The 14,962-nt window shown below is 42.2% G+C and carries 19 protein-coding genes and 1 other annotated feature; of the genes, 17 read left to right on the top strand and 2 right to left on the bottom strand.

Going from position 1 to position 14,962, the window contains the following annotated elements:
- The first annotated feature begins 13 nt into the window (after positions 1–13).
- The 17 genes from MHB38_RS13065 (at position 14) to pheA (ending at position 13,201) form a co-directional block, all read left to right on the top strand.
- On the top strand, positions 14–1,207 hold the full coding sequence (locus tag MHB38_RS13065; RefSeq protein WP_019743432.1) for an SPOR domain-containing protein: 1,194 nt from the start codon (positions 14–16) through the stop codon (positions 1,205–1,207).
- A gap of 177 nt (positions 1,208–1,384) precedes the next feature.
- On the top strand, positions 1,385–1,954 hold the full coding sequence (locus MHB38_RS13060) for a Maf family protein (protein WP_007501543.1): 570 nt from the start codon (positions 1,385–1,387) through the stop codon (positions 1,952–1,954).
- A 48-nt stretch (positions 1,955–2,002) separates the two neighbouring features.
- Positions 2,003–2,677, top strand: a complete 675-nt coding sequence (gene radC, locus MHB38_RS13055; protein ID WP_026050121.1) for a RadC family protein — start codon at positions 2,003–2,005, stop codon at positions 2,675–2,677.
- Positions 2,678–2,767: 90 nt separating this feature from the next.
- On the top strand, positions 2,768–3,787 hold the full coding sequence (locus MHB38_RS13050; RefSeq protein ID WP_007501538.1) for a rod shape-determining protein: 1,020 nt from the start codon (positions 2,768–2,770) through the stop codon (positions 3,785–3,787).
- A gap of 27 nt (positions 3,788–3,814) precedes the next feature.
- Positions 3,815–4,714 carry a rod shape-determining protein MreC gene (mreC, locus tag MHB38_RS13045; protein ID WP_007501536.1) on the top strand — a complete coding sequence of 300 codons (900 nt, stop codon included), beginning with the start codon at positions 3,815–3,817 and terminating at the stop codon, positions 4,712–4,714.
- Positions 4,711–5,229, top strand: coding sequence for a rod shape-determining protein MreD (gene mreD / locus MHB38_RS13040; RefSeq protein WP_048002775.1), 519 nt, complete (start codon positions 4,711–4,713; stop codon positions 5,227–5,229). Before mreC ends, mreD begins: the two co-directional genes overlap by 4 nt.
- A gap of 54 nt (positions 5,230–5,283) precedes the next feature.
- A complete protein-coding gene (minC, locus tag MHB38_RS13035; RefSeq protein WP_007501533.1) occupies positions 5,284–5,967 on the top strand; it encodes a septum site-determining protein MinC in 684 nt (227 codons plus the stop codon).
- 2 nt (positions 5,968–5,969) lie between these two features.
- Entirely contained in the window at positions 5,970–6,773 is an 804-nt protein-coding gene (minD, locus tag MHB38_RS13030; protein ID WP_017358134.1) for a septum site-determining protein MinD, read from the top strand.
- A 109-nt stretch (positions 6,774–6,882) separates the two neighbouring features.
- Positions 6,883–7,674 carry a M23 family metallopeptidase gene (locus tag MHB38_RS13025; RefSeq protein ID WP_008342800.1) on the top strand — a complete coding sequence of 264 codons (792 nt, stop codon included), beginning with the start codon at positions 6,883–6,885 and terminating at the stop codon, positions 7,672–7,674.
- Complete coding sequence (locus tag MHB38_RS13020) at positions 7,667–8,536, top strand: M50 family metallopeptidase (RefSeq protein WP_048001817.1); 870 nt, start codon at positions 7,667–7,669, stop codon at positions 8,534–8,536. Before MHB38_RS13025 ends, MHB38_RS13020 begins: the two co-directional genes overlap by 8 nt.
- 66 nt (positions 8,537–8,602) lie before the next feature.
- Positions 8,603–8,676, top strand: a sequence feature (ribosomal protein L21 leader region).
- 12 nt (positions 8,677–8,688) lie between these two features.
- The gene (gene rplU / locus MHB38_RS13015) at positions 8,689–8,997 is read left to right on the top strand and encodes a 50S ribosomal protein L21 (protein ID WP_003216781.1); all 309 of its coding nucleotides are present in this window, start codon (positions 8,689–8,691) and stop codon (positions 8,995–8,997) included.
- 14 nt (positions 8,998–9,011) lie between these two features.
- Positions 9,012–9,350 (top strand): ribosomal-processing cysteine protease Prp, encoded by a 339-nt coding sequence (locus tag MHB38_RS13010; RefSeq protein ID WP_007501524.1) that lies wholly within the window; start codon positions 9,012–9,014, stop codon positions 9,348–9,350.
- Between the two features lie 12 nt (positions 9,351–9,362).
- The gene (gene rpmA / locus MHB38_RS13005; RefSeq protein ID WP_003216586.1) at positions 9,363–9,647 is read left to right on the top strand and encodes a 50S ribosomal protein L27; all 285 of its coding nucleotides are present in this window, start codon (positions 9,363–9,365) and stop codon (positions 9,645–9,647) included.
- Between the two features lie 256 nt (positions 9,648–9,903).
- Positions 9,904–10,497, top strand: coding sequence for a sporulation initiation phosphotransferase B (locus tag MHB38_RS13000; protein ID WP_008342792.1), 594 nt, complete (start codon positions 9,904–9,906; stop codon positions 10,495–10,497).
- Between the two features lie 21 nt (positions 10,498–10,518).
- Positions 10,519–11,805, top strand: a complete 1,287-nt coding sequence (obgE, locus tag MHB38_RS12995) for a GTPase ObgE (protein WP_007501521.1) — start codon at positions 10,519–10,521, stop codon at positions 11,803–11,805.
- A gap of 55 nt (positions 11,806–11,860) precedes the next feature.
- Positions 11,861–12,304: an ACT domain-containing protein gene (locus tag MHB38_RS12990; RefSeq protein ID WP_008342790.1), complete on the top strand. Its 444-nt coding sequence runs from the start codon at positions 11,861–11,863 to the stop codon at positions 12,302–12,304.
- Between the two features lie 18 nt (positions 12,305–12,322).
- Complete coding sequence (gene pheA, locus MHB38_RS12985) at positions 12,323–13,201, top strand: prephenate dehydratase (RefSeq protein ID WP_081114275.1); 879 nt, start codon at positions 12,323–12,325, stop codon at positions 13,199–13,201.
- A 24-nt stretch (positions 13,202–13,225) separates the two neighbouring features.
- Here the strand turns inward: pheA and MHB38_RS12980 are convergent, their stop codons facing one another.
- Together MHB38_RS12980 and MHB38_RS12975 are read right to left on the bottom strand one after the other, a co-directional pair.
- Entirely contained in the window at positions 13,226–13,765 is a 540-nt protein-coding gene (locus MHB38_RS12980) for a transcription repressor NadR (protein ID WP_017358132.1), read from the bottom strand.
- 3 nt (positions 13,766–13,768) lie between these two features.
- Positions 13,769–14,917 (bottom strand): IscS subfamily cysteine desulfurase, encoded by a 1,149-nt coding sequence (locus MHB38_RS12975; RefSeq protein ID WP_273542934.1) that lies wholly within the window; start codon positions 14,915–14,917, stop codon positions 13,769–13,771.
- Positions 14,918–14,962 lie beyond the last annotated feature (45 nt).

The following is a 14,962-nucleotide window of genomic DNA, read 5'->3' as shown; positions in this document are numbered from 1 at the left end:
TTGTTAAGCCCAATTGGTCATTTTTTTGGATGAGAAAATTGGCGAACACTTTTTGAACCTGCCGACAAAAGTCTTGTTCTTTTTTTTATTGGCTATGTTAAAGTGTGAAACAGAAAGAAGGACGGGTTACATTCGCGCTATTTCATTGGACAGAAAGGTCTTTCTTACAAACAATGTCAGAAAGCGGGGAATGACAGTGAAAAAAAGGCAGGCAAAAAAACAAGGGTTAAAGGTCAATATTAATGGCAAGGAAGAAATGCTGCATGAAGAAGATCATCAACCTCAAAAACAGCAAGGGGATCAAGTGACGTTTTCGAACTGGGAGGAAAAGAGGCAGTCGGAACAGGAGACAGCCGCTTCCGAGGAAGAACCGTCCAAACCGAAAGAAGAAGATTTTCAATGGGACGATGCAGCTGATCACATTTACCATTCGGATCCAAAGGTCGTCACACCTTATCAAAAGAAAAAAGGTTCTTTTGACCAGAAGTTCAGTAAAAACCGCGGTCCCTTCAAACGAGTGATGACAACGATTGTGTTTGCAGTCGTTCTAGGGACAGGCCTCGGTGTATTTGCACTAAGTTTAAGTAAAGATGGATCTGCCAATCCATCAGGAGGCGATCATATCAGCGTCTCAGCATCTGGAAGCGGGCCTTCGGCGAAAGCTGGGGGAGATGCACCACCGGCTGATCTTGCAGATACGTCAAAGGACAATGAAGGTGAAAAAAGTGCATCAGGTCATTTTTCAACCTTTGTGGTGCAGGCTGGAAAGTTTTCTTCTGAAAAAGGAGCAGATGACTTAGTGGACAGTTTAAAAGAGGCAGGATATGCAGGTAAAAAGGTATCAATGGATGATGGATATTATGTGATTGCCGGACTTGCCACAGAACAAGGCATGACAAGTGCCGTTGGGAAAAAATTGATCGATCAGCACTTTGAAGCATGGGGAGGAAAAGAGCTCTCGTTTCAAGTGCCGGATGAGCTGACAGGTTTAATAGAGAAGGCATCTGTCTTATCCTCTAAGATGATTGCAGGAGATGATGTGGATCAAAAAGAAGTCACTCAGCTGATTTCTGAACTCGAAAATGCCAAAACAACCGACGCACCAGCTAAAAGCAGTTTGCTGAAAGCTGTTCAGCTTTTAAATGACCCATCTGCTGAAAATGGCTGGAAATCTCAGCAAGCGCTATTAGATCAACTAAATACGTAAAATCATGTTTTTAACAGCCAAACTAGTCAAAAAATGACTAGTTTTTTTCTTTTGCTTCCAACATAATGATGTAGGAACATGAAAATGGCATTTTCGTCAATTGTCGGTAAGATATTCATTTGATAGGGTGAATGGGTATCTTACTTCTTAGGCTAAACCCTGAAAGGATGAACAAACATGAACCAGTTAATACTCGCATCTCAATCACCTAGAAGAAAAGAATTGCTTGATTTAGCAGGGTTTTCTTATGACATTCAAGCAAGTGATTTAAAAGAAGAAATAAATCGAAACCTTTCTCCTGCTGAGAACGTCCAATGGTTGGCAGAACAAAAAGCAAATGATATTCAAAAAATACATCCCAAAGCTGTGATCATTGGTGCAGATACAATTGTTGCAATTGATGGCAAATGTCTTGGAAAGCCAAAAGACAAGGAAGATGCAGCCTCAATGCTTCAATTATTGTCAGGTAAGACACATCAAGTCTTGACTGGTGTCACGATTCAATCAGAGAATAGAAAAGAAACATTTTATGAACAGACAGACGTGACATTTTGGCCGCTTACACAAGATGAAATAGACCGCTATATTGAAACAGGTGAGCCTCTTGATAAAGCTGGAAGCTACGGCATTCAAGGAAAAGGTGCCCTGTTTGTACAAAAAATAGACGGTGATTATTTTTCCGTTGTAGGACTCCCTATTGCTAAAACAGTCAGAGTGCTTGAAACATTTGGTATCACCCCTTTTTGATGACGGGAAGGAATCAAAAAAGGAGTGTAGATCTTGAATCATTTCCCTATGCTGCTGAAGCATTTTCCTCATGATGAAAAGCCGCGCGAACGATTTGTCAAATATGGTCCAAGCAGCTTATCAAACCATGAACTTGTCGCGATTCTTTTGAGAACAGGCACAAAAAAGGAATCAGTTCTTCAAGTGTCCGCAAGACTTTTACAAACATTTGGTGGTCTTCGTTCTGTGAAGGAAGCTTCGATTGAAGAACTGTCAAAGATTCGAGGAGTTGGAAAAGCGAAGGCGATCTCTCTTTTAGCTGCTTTAGAACTCGGCACTAGATTACACCATCAAACGACGGACAATCGTTATGTGATCCGCACGCCGGAAGATGGTGCGAATTTTGTGATGGAAGATATGAGATTTTTGACGCAGGAGAATTTCGTTTGTCTTTATCTCAATACCAAAAATCAAGTTCTTCATAAACATACTGTGTTTATCGGAAGTCTAAATTCGTCGATTGTTCACCCGCGCGAAATTTTTAAAGAGGCCTTTAAACGTTCGGCCGCTTCATTTATATGTGTGCACAACCATCCATCTGGAGATCCGACGCCCAGCAGGGAAGATATTGAAGTCACACAGCGACTTTTTGAATGTGGGAAGCTGATTGGAATACAGCTGCTTGATCATCTAGTGATCGGTGATCAAAAATTTGTGAGTTTGAAGGAAAAAGGGTATTTGTAACACTTTTTTTTTCAATGTTTTACGATATAATAGAGTTTATGAGTTTTTCCCTAAAGGGAATTTTGGTTTAAGAAAGGAAGATACATACATATGTTTGGAATTGGTACAAAAGACCTTGGAATAGATCTTGGAACAGCGAATACGCTTGTTTTTATTAAAGGAAAAGGCATTGTTGTGAGAGAACCTTCGGTCGTAGCTTTGGAAACTGATACGAAGTCTATAGTGGCGGTTGGAAATGACGCTAGAAACATGATCGGTCGTACACCTGGTAATGTTGTGGCACTGCGCCCAATGAAAGACGGAGTCATTGCAGACTACGAGACGACAGCAACAATGATGAAATATTACATTAATCAAGCATTAAAAGGTAAAGGGCTTTTTGCTCGTAAACCGTACGTGATGGTGTGTGTACCATCTGGTATTACAGCAGTAGAAGAGCGTGCAGTCATTGATGCAACAAGACAAGCTGGTGCTCGTGACGCATACCCTATTGAAGAGCCATTTGCTGCGGCAATCGGTGCTAACCTTCCTGTATGGGAGCCAACTGGAAGCATGGTTGTAGATATTGGCGGCGGTACAACAGAAGTAGCCATTATTTCACTTGGCGGTATTGTGACATCTCAATCGATCCGTGTTGCAGGAGACGAAATGGATGATGCGATCAGCAGCTACATTCGTAAAACGTATAATCTTATGATTGGTGATCGCACGTCAGAAGCGATTAAAATGGAAATCGGTTCTGCGCAGCCTGACGTACATGATGAGATGGACATTCGCGGCCGTGACCTTTTAACAGGTCTGCCAAAAACGATCTCTATTACGGCAGAAGAAATTGCAAAAGCGCTTCGCGATACGGTGGAAACAATTGTCGATGCGGTCAAAATGACACTTGAAAAAACGCCACCTGAGCTGGCAGCAGATATTATGGACCGTGGAATTGTATTAACAGGCGGCGGTGCATTGCTACGTAATCTTGACAAAGTCATTAGTGATGAAACAAAAATGCCGGTCATTATTGCTGAAGATCCGCTTGACTGTGTGGCGATCGGAACAGGGAAAGCACTAGAACATATTCACTTGTTCAAAGGAAAATCTAAAGATAATCGATAATTGGGCGTAAATAAAGAGGTGTAAGACATGCCGCAGTTTTTTATGAATAAAAGATTAATGTTGCTCCTTGTCTGTGTCATCGTACTGGTGGCCATGATTGGTTTTTCAGTGAAAAGCGGCAGAGGTGCTTCATGGCCGGAAAAATTAGTGGGGGATACGACAGGCTTTTTTCAAGGTGTCTTTCATAAACCATCACAATTTATTGCCGGTATTTATGGGAACGTACAAGATTTAAAGAACACATATGATGAAAACGAGCGTCTTCGAAAAAAACTTGATGGACAAACCCAATATGAGGCGAAACTTCAAGAACTAGAAGATGAGAACAAAAAGCTTCGCAAGCAGCTCGGGTATGTGAACTCTATTCGTGACTACACGCCCATTCTTTCAACAGTCATTGCGAGAAACCCGTCCCTTTGGGATAGTTTTGTCATGATTGATAAAGGAAAAAAACAAGGCGTTGAAAAAGATATGGCGGTCACCAATGAGAGCGGTGCGTTAATTGGGAAAATTGAAAGTGATAAGCTCAACAATTTTACGTCGACTGTAAGGTTGCTAAGCTCTACAGATCAAAATAATAGAATTTCAACGAAAATTTTTGCGAAAAAGGGCAAAGAAGAACTCAATGGAATTATTAACGGTTATGACAGCAAGAAAAAAATGCTGACAATGAACATTTTAAAATCCGATGCTGATGGGGATGTCAAAAAAGGAGATCTTGTTGAAACATCTGGAGCGGGGGGCGTATTCCCGCAGGGCTTGACGATTGGGAAGGTAAGTGAAATTGAGCCGGACCATTACGGACTGACAAAAATTATTTATGTAGAACCAGCTGCTGAACTCAATAATTTAGACCGTGTGATTGTTGTGAATCGCAGCACAAGTACGGCAGATGCATCTCAATTAACGAAGGAGGAAGGCTCGTGAAACGTGTCCTTCTTGCTTTCGTCATGTTGTTTATTTTCGTATTTGACAGTATTTTTGTCGATTTAGTGAAGCTCCCATTTGTTTCAGACAATCAAATTTTAGCACCTCATTTCATCTTACTCGCACTTGTATTTATGACAGCTTTTGTGAATCAAAAATATGGTGTGATTTATGGATTTGTCTTTGGACTTTTATATGATATTTCGTATACAGGTATTCTTGGTGTTCATATGTTTGGCTTTGGTGCGCTCTGCTATTTGTTAGCAAAAGCCTTCAAAGTCCTCCAAACGAATATGTTAGTCGTTGTCTTTCTGTCGGTGATTGCTGTTGCAGTGATGGAGTTTTATGTGTACGGTGTTCAAGCGACGATTCAACCAAATATTATGCCTTTTAATACGTATGTCATCGAACGCTTTATTCCAACGATTCTTTTAAATACTGCTGCGTCTCTCATACTTGTTGTGCCGCTTAGGCTCTTTTTCATCAATGTGAAACAAGGACTGATCGACGAATAAAAGCAGGAGTTTGTCCAATTACGGCGAAATGAGTATGTTGTTGAGGTGAGCATCTTGAAAACTCAAAAACAGCAGTATGTGACAATAAAAGGTACAAAAAACGGATTAACATTACAGTTAAATGATGACTGTTCGTTTGAAGACCTTCTTTCTGGCTTGCGAGAGGTTCTTTTACTTGAGCAATATACAGACGGAAGAGAAGGACATAAAGTCAATGTGCATATTAAACTTGGTTTTCGATATTTAACAGAGGATCAAGAGGCGCGTTTAACTGAAGCGGTGTCTGAAAATGAACATCTTGTCATTCACTCTATTGAAAGTGACGTCATGTCAACTGAAGAGGCGAGACGTTTAAAAGCAGAGGCTGAGATTACTTCTGTAGCAAAAATTGTACGCTCTGGACAGGTGCTTTATGTCGAAGGGGATCTCTTATTAATAGGAGATGTCAACCCTGGCGGAACCATTCGTGCAGGGGGGAATATTTTTGTGCTCGGTGCGTTAAAAGGTGTAGCGCATGCTGGATGTAATGGAAACAAGCAAGCTGTGATTGCAGCATCTCATATGATTCCAACCCAGCTTCGCATCGCACAGGTGTTTAACCGTGCACCGGATCAAAAAGAAGATGGAAATGAAATGGAATGTGCTTATTTAGATATAGATGGCAATATGATCATTGAACGCCTGCAGCAATTGGCTCATATAAGACCTAATCTGACAAGGCTTGAGGGAGGAATGTGAAATTGGGCGAGGCTATTGTGATTACCTCAGGAAAAGGCGGCGTTGGCAAAACAACAACATCTGCAAACTTAGGCACAGCACTAGCAATTCAAGGGAAAAAAGTGTGTCTAGTTGATACCGACATCGGCCTTCGGAATTTAGATGTCGTGATGGGGCTTGAAAACCGCATTATTTATGATCTAGTCGATGTAGTAGAAGGAAGATGCAAGATTCACCAAGCGCTTGTGAAGGATAAGCGGTTCGAGGATCTGTTGTATCTTTTACCTGCTGCTCAAACAAGCGATAAAACGGCGGTAGAGCCGGAGCAGATCAAAGAATTAATTCAATCATTGAAACAAGACTTTGATTATGTTGTCATTGATTGCCCTGCTGGAATTGAGCAAGGCTTTAAAAATGCTGTATCAGGTGCTGACAAAGCGATTGTGGTCACGACACCTGAAATCTCAGCTGTGAGAGATGCAGACCGAATTATCGGCTTGCTGGAACAAGAGGATATTGAACCGCCTCGTTTGATTGTGAACCGCATTCGTACACACATGGCGAAAAATGGCGATTCGATGGATGTGGATGAAGTTGTTCATCATTTATCAATTGATCTTCTCGGCATTGTAGCCGATGATGATGATGTCATTAAGGCTTCAAACAATGGTGAACCGATTGTCATGGATGCTAAAAATAAAGTTTCCATTGCGTATCGCAATATTGCTCGCCGCGTACTAGGTGAATCTGTTCCTCTTCAATCCTTTGAAGAAGAAAACAAAGGGATGTTTGCAAAGCTGAAAGCATTTTTCGGTGTAAGAGCATAATGATTCACGTGAGATGAGACCGATTCGATGAGAATCGGTCTTTTTGTTGCATATCATATGAGGTCGCCACATAAAATGTACAAACTGTTTGTATGTAAAGGGTGATCTTATGAAAAGAGTGGACGAGTATCGAAAGAAAATAGCGCAGCGCCGCAAAATGAAGCAGCCAGCTGCTGCCCCTAAGAAGGCAGCTTTCAAGAAGAAAGATGATATTCCGCCATGGGTCATGTTAACAGAAGAAGAAAAGCATTCTGGCTCGGCTTCCTACGAGTCAACGTCTCACCAAACGAAAAAATTTCGCCATCCGTTATTTCATTCAAATACATTTGTGCTTAAATGTTTACTTTCTGCCTCTCTTGTACTGATTGCCGCTATTTCATTTAAAGGGCAGGCGGGGCCTTTTCAGCAGCTGAAGCCGATGATCAGTCAAACCTTTGAACAAGATTTTCAATTTGCTGCCGCCAACCGGTGGTTTGAGAAAACTGTCGGAAACCCACTTGCCTTTTTAACCGATAAAAAAGAAGGACAAAAGGACGTACAAGCCAATCAAGAGCTGGCTGTCCCTGCCTCTGGAAAAGTGCAGGAATCCTTTACGCAAAATGGTGCCGGAGTGAAAGTTGAAACATCTGCTGAAGCCATTGATAGTATGAAAGAAGGCTATGTCGTAGAAGTGAAAAAGAAAAGTGATACGGGGCTCACAGTCGTGGTGCAGCATGCAGATAACAGCTACAGCTGGTACGGCCAACTAAAAGAAGCTGATGTGGCTTTATACGATTTTGTCGATAAAGGGGAAAAAATTGGTCAAATTGCGCTTGATGAACAAGGCAAGGGGACATATTACTTTGCCATTAAGCAAAATGAACAGTTTATTGATCCCATTCAGGTGATGACCTTTGAATAGATGGCTGCTCATGCTGACAAAGGTCCATGTTCACCCGCTCCTTTGGATAGTCATGGCATTTGCCTTGCTATCAGGTCAAATTAAGCCGCTGCTTTGTCTGCTCATCATCGTCTGTGTCCATGAGCTTGGACATGCAGCGGCTGCTTGTTATTATCACTGGCGGATTCGGCGGATTTTTTTACTGCCATTTGGCGGGGCGGTAGAAGTAGAAGAGCACGGGAACCGTCCGCTAAAAGAAGAGCTGGCGGTCATTTTATGCGGACCGCTTCAGCATGTCCCGCTCCAGCTCGTCGCCTGGCTTCTCATGGAAGCCTCACTTATCTCATATGACGTCTTTACGATGTTTACTTTTTATAATGTAGCAATTTTTCTAGTGAACCTTTTGCCCATTTGGCCGCTTGATGGCGGGAAATTATTCTTTTTGCTCTTATCTGTTTTTTACCCTTTCCAACAGGCACATGCCCTTGCAATAAAAGGATCTCTCATTTTTTTCGGTCTTTTGACAGCAGGGTTACTCTGTTTTGCTCCGCTGCAATTCAACGGCTGGATCCTGCTCACTTTTTTAGCCTACTCGCTTGTGATGGAGCACCGGCAGCGGCATTATATTAGGGTACGTTTTTTACTAGAACGTTATTACGGTAAAAAAGAGCAAAAGGTAGAGAAACTCATTCCGCTGAGAGCCAGTGCTGAGGAGAAAATATATGAAGTGATGGCGCGATTCCAAAGGGGCTGTAAGCATCCCATTATTATCGAACGGAATGGTGTGAAAATGAGCCAGCTCGATGAAAATGAATTGCTCCATGCTTATTTTTCAGATCGAAGAACCACCTCTTCCATGGAAGATCTTCTTTTGCCGTACTAATGGTGAAAATACATTGACATTCAGCGTCTAATTTGATATATTTTTTAATGTTATGGATATGTAGCACCCGTGCTACAACCGCGCGGAGCAGGTGTAAAGTGCCTATTGGCCCCCTGTATTCGGCGAGTCTGAGTTTATTAGGAGGTGCAGAGATGTACGCAATTATCGAAACTGGTGGTAAACAAGTAAAAGTTGAAGAAGGTCAAACTGTTTATGTTGAAAAACTAGCTGCTGAAGCAGGTGAAACAGTTACTTTCGAAAACGTATTGTTTGTCGGCGGAGACACTGTCAAAGTGGGTAACCCTTCAGTTGCTGGAGCAACAGTAACGGCTAAAGTTGAAAAACAAGGTCGCGGTAAGAAAATTACTGTGTTCAAGTACAAACCGAAGAAAAACAACCACAAGAAACAAGGTCATCGTCAACCTTACACTAAAGTTGTTATCGAAAAAATCAACGCTTAAGGCGTGTGAGTGATATGATCAAAGCAACCATTACTCGGTCGCCAGCAGATGAAAGCATTACGTCTTTTCAGATGACTGGACATGCCGAGTTTGCTGAAAAAGGTCAGGATCTCGTTTGTGCAGGTGTATCTGCTGTTGTTTTCGGGTCAGTCAATTCAATTATTGCACTGACAGGAATGGATCCACTGCTTGATATTGGAGATGAAGGCGGGTATTTCTCTTTTGAACTGCCAGCTGATACAGATCCAGTCACCTTTGAAAAAGCCCAGTTGCTTTTAGAAGGCATGGTCGTTTCCTTAGAAACAATTGAACGAGATTATCACGATTATGTGAGAATATCTACAAAAAAATAGGAGGTGAACTTCATGCTTAGATTAGATCTTCAATTTTTCGCATCTAAAAAAGGGGTAGGTTCTACAAAGAACGGACGTGACTCTGAGTCTAAACGTTTAGGCGCTAAACGTGCTGATGGTCAATTCGTAACTGGTGGTTCTATCCTTTATCGTCAACGTGGAACGAAAATCTATCCAGGTGAAAACGTTGGACGCGGAGGCGACGACACTCTTTTCGCTAAAATCGACGGAACAGTTAAATTCGAACGTTTCGGTCGTGACCGTAAAAAAGTGAGCGTATATCCTGCGGCACAATAATTGCTAAAAACTCCGGTCATTGACTGGAGTTTTTTTCACTTTTACAAGCAGTACCGAAGATGATAAAAGAAGATGCACTCCATAAATATCAAAGAACGTTTGCTGACTTTGCCTCATTTTCTCCTATACGATCAGAAAAAACAACCTTTCCTCACATAACTAGTGTTTTTCTATGCTGTCTTCTCTGTTATAATTCAGGGAGACATATTGATGATAAGACTCCTAAAAGAGAGACCAAACGATTGGGAGTGCGATAATGGAAGAGATACCAAGTAAAGAAAATGAAAAATTAACTCACGTTGCATTAACAAATGAATTGATCTATCTGCTTAGTCGTTCAAGACACGACTGGATGAATAAATTGCAGTTAATCAAAGGCAACTTGACATTAGAAAAATATGACCGAGTGTTCGAAATAATAGAAGAAATGGTCATTGAAGCACAGCATGAATCCAAACTCTCAAATTTAAAAATTCCCCAATTGGCCTATTACTTTCTAACCTTTAATTGGGAGTCGCATTTTATCACCCTAGAATATGAAGTGCTTGGTGAAACCCGAGACTTATCAGCATATGAATCGCAGCTGCTAACGGTATCACGGGAGTTGTTTTCGATATTCGATCAATCAGTTTGCCAAAAAACTGAAAATCATTTAACGGTCACTTTCCAAACGGATCATGAAGAGAATGATGTGATCTTATATTTTGATTTCAAAGGAAAATTAACAAGTTTGGATGCGTTAAATGCGTTTCATGACGCAAACTATCCATGTATGAGTATAACGCAATTTCATGTGACGAATCATGAGTCCATGATTGAGCTTTGTTTGAGGCAAGAACGAGATATGTGATGCAGAGAAACGGAGGAAGTTATGTTTGTAGATCAGGTTAAAGTGTATGTTAAAGGCGGTGACGGCGGAAACGGTATGGTGGCGTTCCGTCGTGAAAAATATGTGCCAAAAGGCGGGCCAGCAGGCGGCGACGGCGGAAATGGTGCAGATGTAGTATTTGAAGTAGACGAAGGACTCAGAACGTTAATGGACTTTCGTTATAAGCGTCATTTCAAGGCGGACCGCGGTGAGCATGGAATGAGTAAAAACCAGCATGGCCGAAATGCGGAAGAAATGATTGTTAAAGTTCCGCCGGGTACAGTTGTGACAGATGCTGAGACGGAACAAGTACTAGCTGACTTGACAGAGCATGGACAGCGGGCTGTGATTGCCAAAGGTGGACGTGGCGGACGTGGAAATTCACGCTTCGCAACACCAGCAAACCCTGCACCACAGCTGTCTGAAAACGGTGAGCCAGGTAAAGAACGTGACGTCATCTTAGAATTAAAAGTACTTGCAGATGTTGGACTTGTTGGTTTCCCAAGTGTCGGGAAGTCAACACTGCTTTCGATTGTCTCTTCTGCGAAACCAAAAATTGCGGATTATCATTTTACAACGCTTGTGCCAAACCTCGGAGTTGTTGAAACAGACGATAACCGAAGCTTTGTCATGGCGGATCTGCCAGGACTGATCGAAGGAGCGCACGAAGGTGTTGGCTTAGGTCATCAATTTTTACGCCACATTGAACGTACACGTGTCATTGTCCATGTCATTGATATGTCTGGACTTGAAGGACGTGACCCATACGAAGATTACGTGACGATTAACGAAGAGCTTGAGCAATACAATATGAGATTGACAGAGCGTCCGCAAATCATTGTAGCGAACAAAATGGACATGCCGGATGCAGCTGACAATCTAGCGGCATTTAAAGAAAAATTAACAGATGACTATAAAGTGTTCCCAATTAGTGCGATCACAAGAGAAGGGCTTCGTGAGCTCTTATTTGAAATCGCCAATCAGCTTGAAACAACACCGGAATTCCCGCTCTACAATGAAGAAGAGCTCTCTGATAACCGTGTGATGTACAAGTTTGATGAAGGAGAAGCAGCATTTGAGATCTCAAGAGATCCTGATGGTACGTTTGTCTTAACTGGTAAAGCACTTGAGCGACTGTTTAAAATGACAGATTTCTCAAGAGACGAGTCAGTGAAACGATTCTCTAGACAGCTGCGCGGAATGGGCGTTGATGATGCCCTGCGTGAACGTGGTGCAAAAGATGGAGACATCATTCGTCTGCTTGAATTTGAATTTGAATTTATCGATTGATCAAAAGGAGGGTCCAGTTCATGGGCTCTCCCGTTTTTAAAAGGGGAGAAAACAGGTGAAAGAAGAAACGTTCTATTTAGTAAGAGAGGATGTACTTCCGGATGCGATGCGAAAAACGCTTGAAGTCAAAAAGCTTCTCGATCGCAAAAAAGCGGATTCAGTTGCCGATGCTGTTCAAAAAGCGGATTTAAGCCGCAGTGCTTTTTATAAATATCGAGATGCTGTTTTTCCATTTTATACGATGGTCAAAGAGCAGATCATCACATTGTTTTTCCACCTGGAGGATCGGTCTGGGGCTCTGTCTAGGCTACTGCAAATTGTGGCTGACTCTGGTTGTAATGTGTTATCCATTCACCAAACGATTCCGCTGCAAGGAAGAGCGAATGTTACCCTGTCGATCAGTACGGCCGGCATGGCAGATGATATTAATACAGTCATGAATCAATTAAGAAAACTTGAATTTGTCGAAAAAGTTGAAATTCTAGGTTCTGGGGCGTAAAAGGAGAGATCATAGCAGATGAAGCAATTAACGGTAGGTTACTTTGGACCAGAGGCCACATTTACTCATTTGGCTGTCTGTTCTTGTTTTCCAAAAGATGCAGAGCAGCGGGCTTATGCAACCATTCCGCAATGTATGGATGCCGTGTCAAAGGGAGAAGTAGATTTGGCGGTCGTTCCACTTGAAAATGCACTCGAAGGATCTGTGAACTTAACGATTGATTATTTAATTCATGAGGACGCTTTGTCCATTGTGGGCGAAATGACAGCACCAATTCGCCAGCACCTGCTTGTCCATCCATCGAGAGCGGAGAGCTGGGAGACATTAGATGTGATTCAGTCACATCCGCACGCCATTGCGCAGTGTCATCAATTTTTGAAGAGACAGTTTCCTAATATCCTCCATCGGCCAGTGGAATCAACAGGCTATGCAGCGAAATACATCAGTGAGCATCCAGATGAAGCTGTTGGTGCGATTGCGAATGAAATCGCCGCAAAAACGTACGGATTGACGATTGCGAAAAAAGACATTCATGATTATCCGCACAATCATACACGTTTTGTCATTTTACATAAAGAGGCGAAGGCATCGTTCCCAATGAATTCAGGTTTTTCTTCAAAGCCAAAAACGACCATTGTTGTCAGCCTGCCAAAGGATGATCAGTCAGGTGCATTGCACCGCGTGTTATCAGCTTTTTCATGGCGGAATCTCAATTTGTCCAAAATTGAATCGCGTCCGACAAAAACAGGCCTTGGACACTATTTATTTATCATTGATATCGAAAAAGAGATGGATGATGTACTTGTCCCTGGCGCCATTCAAGAATTAGAAGCGATTGGCTGTGAAGTGAAATTACTCGGCAGCTATCAAACATATGAATTAACGAATGAAAAATAGTGTCCTCTTGGGGACACTATTTTTTTAGTCTTTAATGAGAAATCCAGCGTCATCAAGCGCTTGAATGGCTTGGTCAAGCTGCTTTTGGCTGTATGAAGTAAGGGTATGTAAGTGTACGCCGTCTGTCAGCTCTGATAAGTAGGAGGCGCCCGTATTAGAAATATGATGAACGAAGTCAGCCACTTGTTTGCGCGTACTCACTCGAATAGAGGCCGTCAGCTCCCCGTAGACAGGGTGCTCAATGATCACGTCTTTCACCGTTACACCGTAGTCTACAATCAGTGTCAGCTCCTCTTCTGTACGATGAGGATCGTGCTTGCAAGCGATAATCTGTTCAATTTCAGTTTCCGGTGTATGCTGTGCCATATACACATAGCCTTGGCTTGTAGCAATAATGGGTTCGTTTTTTGCTTTTAGTAATGAAATATCTTGTACAATGACTTGTCGTGAGACAGCGGCTTTTTTAGCTAAAAAACTTCCGGTGAGTGGTGTATCAGTCTCTTGTAGCCACTTTAAAATGGCGTTTCTTCTTTCTTCGCCAATGAGTTTTCTCTCTTGTTCCACGTTTTATGCTCCTTTCTTCTCCTTTTGCAAGCTTTCAAATGTATGCAAAAGCTGATCGATGTCATCCTTTGATGATCCTCGTCCAAATGATAGTCGAATGAATTGAAGGGCATCACGATCTGATACATGTAATGCCTTCACAGCAGGGGAAGGGTGGTGATAACCAGAAGCGCACGCACTTCCTGTGGATATACAAATCCCATGCCGGTTACAAGCTAACATTACATATTGTCCTTCAAACTCTTCAAAAAAACAACCAATAATATGAGACAGCATGCGGCGCTGGTCACTTTCTTGCAGCATGCGGACAGGCAGCTTCCGTTTTTTTAGCTGCTGAAGAAAATAATCACGAAGCTGAATATCCAGCTGCTGCTGTTGATCTATTTTCAACATGATTTGCTCGCTCGCGGCAACAAAAGCACCGATGCATGGAACGTTCACTGTCCCTGGGCGTAGACCATTTTCCTGTACAGTATCTTGATATATAGGCTTCCAAGGGACATGTGCCCCCATATAGACAGCACCGGCGCCCTTAGGTGCATACACTTTATGACTCGAAATGGAGAGGGCATCAACCCCAAGTTCTTTAATCGACACATGCATTTTTCCGAATGTCTGCACTGCATCTGTATGAAAAAGAATATCTCTTTCTTTTAAGAGCGTTGCTAATTCAGCTAATGGCTGAATAATCCCAGTTTCTGAGTTGGCATGCTGGATGGATACTAGTCCGGTTTCAGGCAATAGAGCCTGTTTGAGAATCTCCTTTGTGATGATTCCTTCTTGATTCGGTTCTATGAACGTCACCTTCACACCGAGACGCTGCAAGGCATTGACCGCATGATGAACGGAAGGGTGCTCTACTGTTGTGGTAATGACATGCTGTTTATGTGGAGGTAGCCCATTTATGATCGATTGAATCGCAAGGATATTGGATTCAGTTCCGCCACTTGTAAAGTAAATACCATCAGGTTCGCCTCCAAGAATCGCTGCAAGTGATTGTCTGCTGTAAGCCAAGATTTCATTTGCTCTTCCTCCTGCATCATGCAGGCTGCTCGCATTTCCGTAACATTCTTTGCTCAACTGCTGAAATACATGCAGTGATTCCTCAGAAACAGGTGTAGAAGCTGCATAATCTAAATAAATCAAATCCATCCATCTCCTGTGTGAAAATTTTTTCTTGTATTTATTGTAGTGTTA

Origin of the sequence: Bacillus sp. FSL K6-3176 (assembly GCF_038003325.1) — a bacterium.
GTDB classification, from domain to species: Bacteria; Bacillota; Bacilli; order Bacillales; family Bacillaceae; genus Bacillus; species Bacillus altitudinis.
This window is presented reverse-complemented; position numbering and strand designations above follow the sequence as displayed.

Excerpts from the sequence above, each read along its gene's own strand:
- MHB38_RS13060 (WP_007501543.1), top strand. The coding sequence starts at position 1,385 with ATGAACCAGTTAATACTCGCATCTCAATCACCTAGAAGAAAAGAATTG.
- radC (WP_026050121.1), top strand. The coding sequence starts at position 2,003 with ATGCTGCTGAAGCATTTTCCTCATGATGAAAAGCCGCGCGAACGATTT.
- MHB38_RS13050 (WP_007501538.1), top strand. The coding sequence starts at position 2,768 with ATGTTTGGAATTGGTACAAAAGACCTTGGAATAGATCTTGGAACAGCG.
- mreC (WP_007501536.1), top strand. The coding sequence starts at position 3,815 with ATGCCGCAGTTTTTTATGAATAAAAGATTAATGTTGCTCCTTGTCTGT.
- MHB38_RS13025 (WP_008342800.1), top strand. The coding sequence starts at position 6,883 with ATGAAAAGAGTGGACGAGTATCGAAAGAAAATAGCGCAGCGCCGCAAA.
- rplU (WP_003216781.1), top strand. The coding sequence starts at position 8,689 with ATGTACGCAATTATCGAAACTGGTGGTAAACAAGTAAAAGTTGAAGAA.
- MHB38_RS13010 (WP_007501524.1), top strand. The coding sequence starts at position 9,012 with ATGATCAAAGCAACCATTACTCGGTCGCCAGCAGATGAAAGCATTACG.
- rpmA (WP_003216586.1), top strand. The coding sequence starts at position 9,363 with ATGCTTAGATTAGATCTTCAATTTTTCGCATCTAAAAAAGGGGTAGGT.
- MHB38_RS13000 (WP_008342792.1), top strand. The coding sequence starts at position 9,904 with ATGGAAGAGATACCAAGTAAAGAAAATGAAAAATTAACTCACGTTGCA.
- obgE (WP_007501521.1), top strand. The coding sequence starts at position 10,519 with ATGTTTGTAGATCAGGTTAAAGTGTATGTTAAAGGCGGTGACGGCGGA.
- pheA (WP_081114275.1), top strand. The coding sequence starts at position 12,323 with ATGAAGCAATTAACGGTAGGTTACTTTGGACCAGAGGCCACATTTACT.
- MHB38_RS12975 (WP_273542934.1), bottom strand. The coding sequence starts at position 14,917 with ATGGATTTGATTTATTTAGATTATGCAGCTTCTACACCTGTTTCTGAG.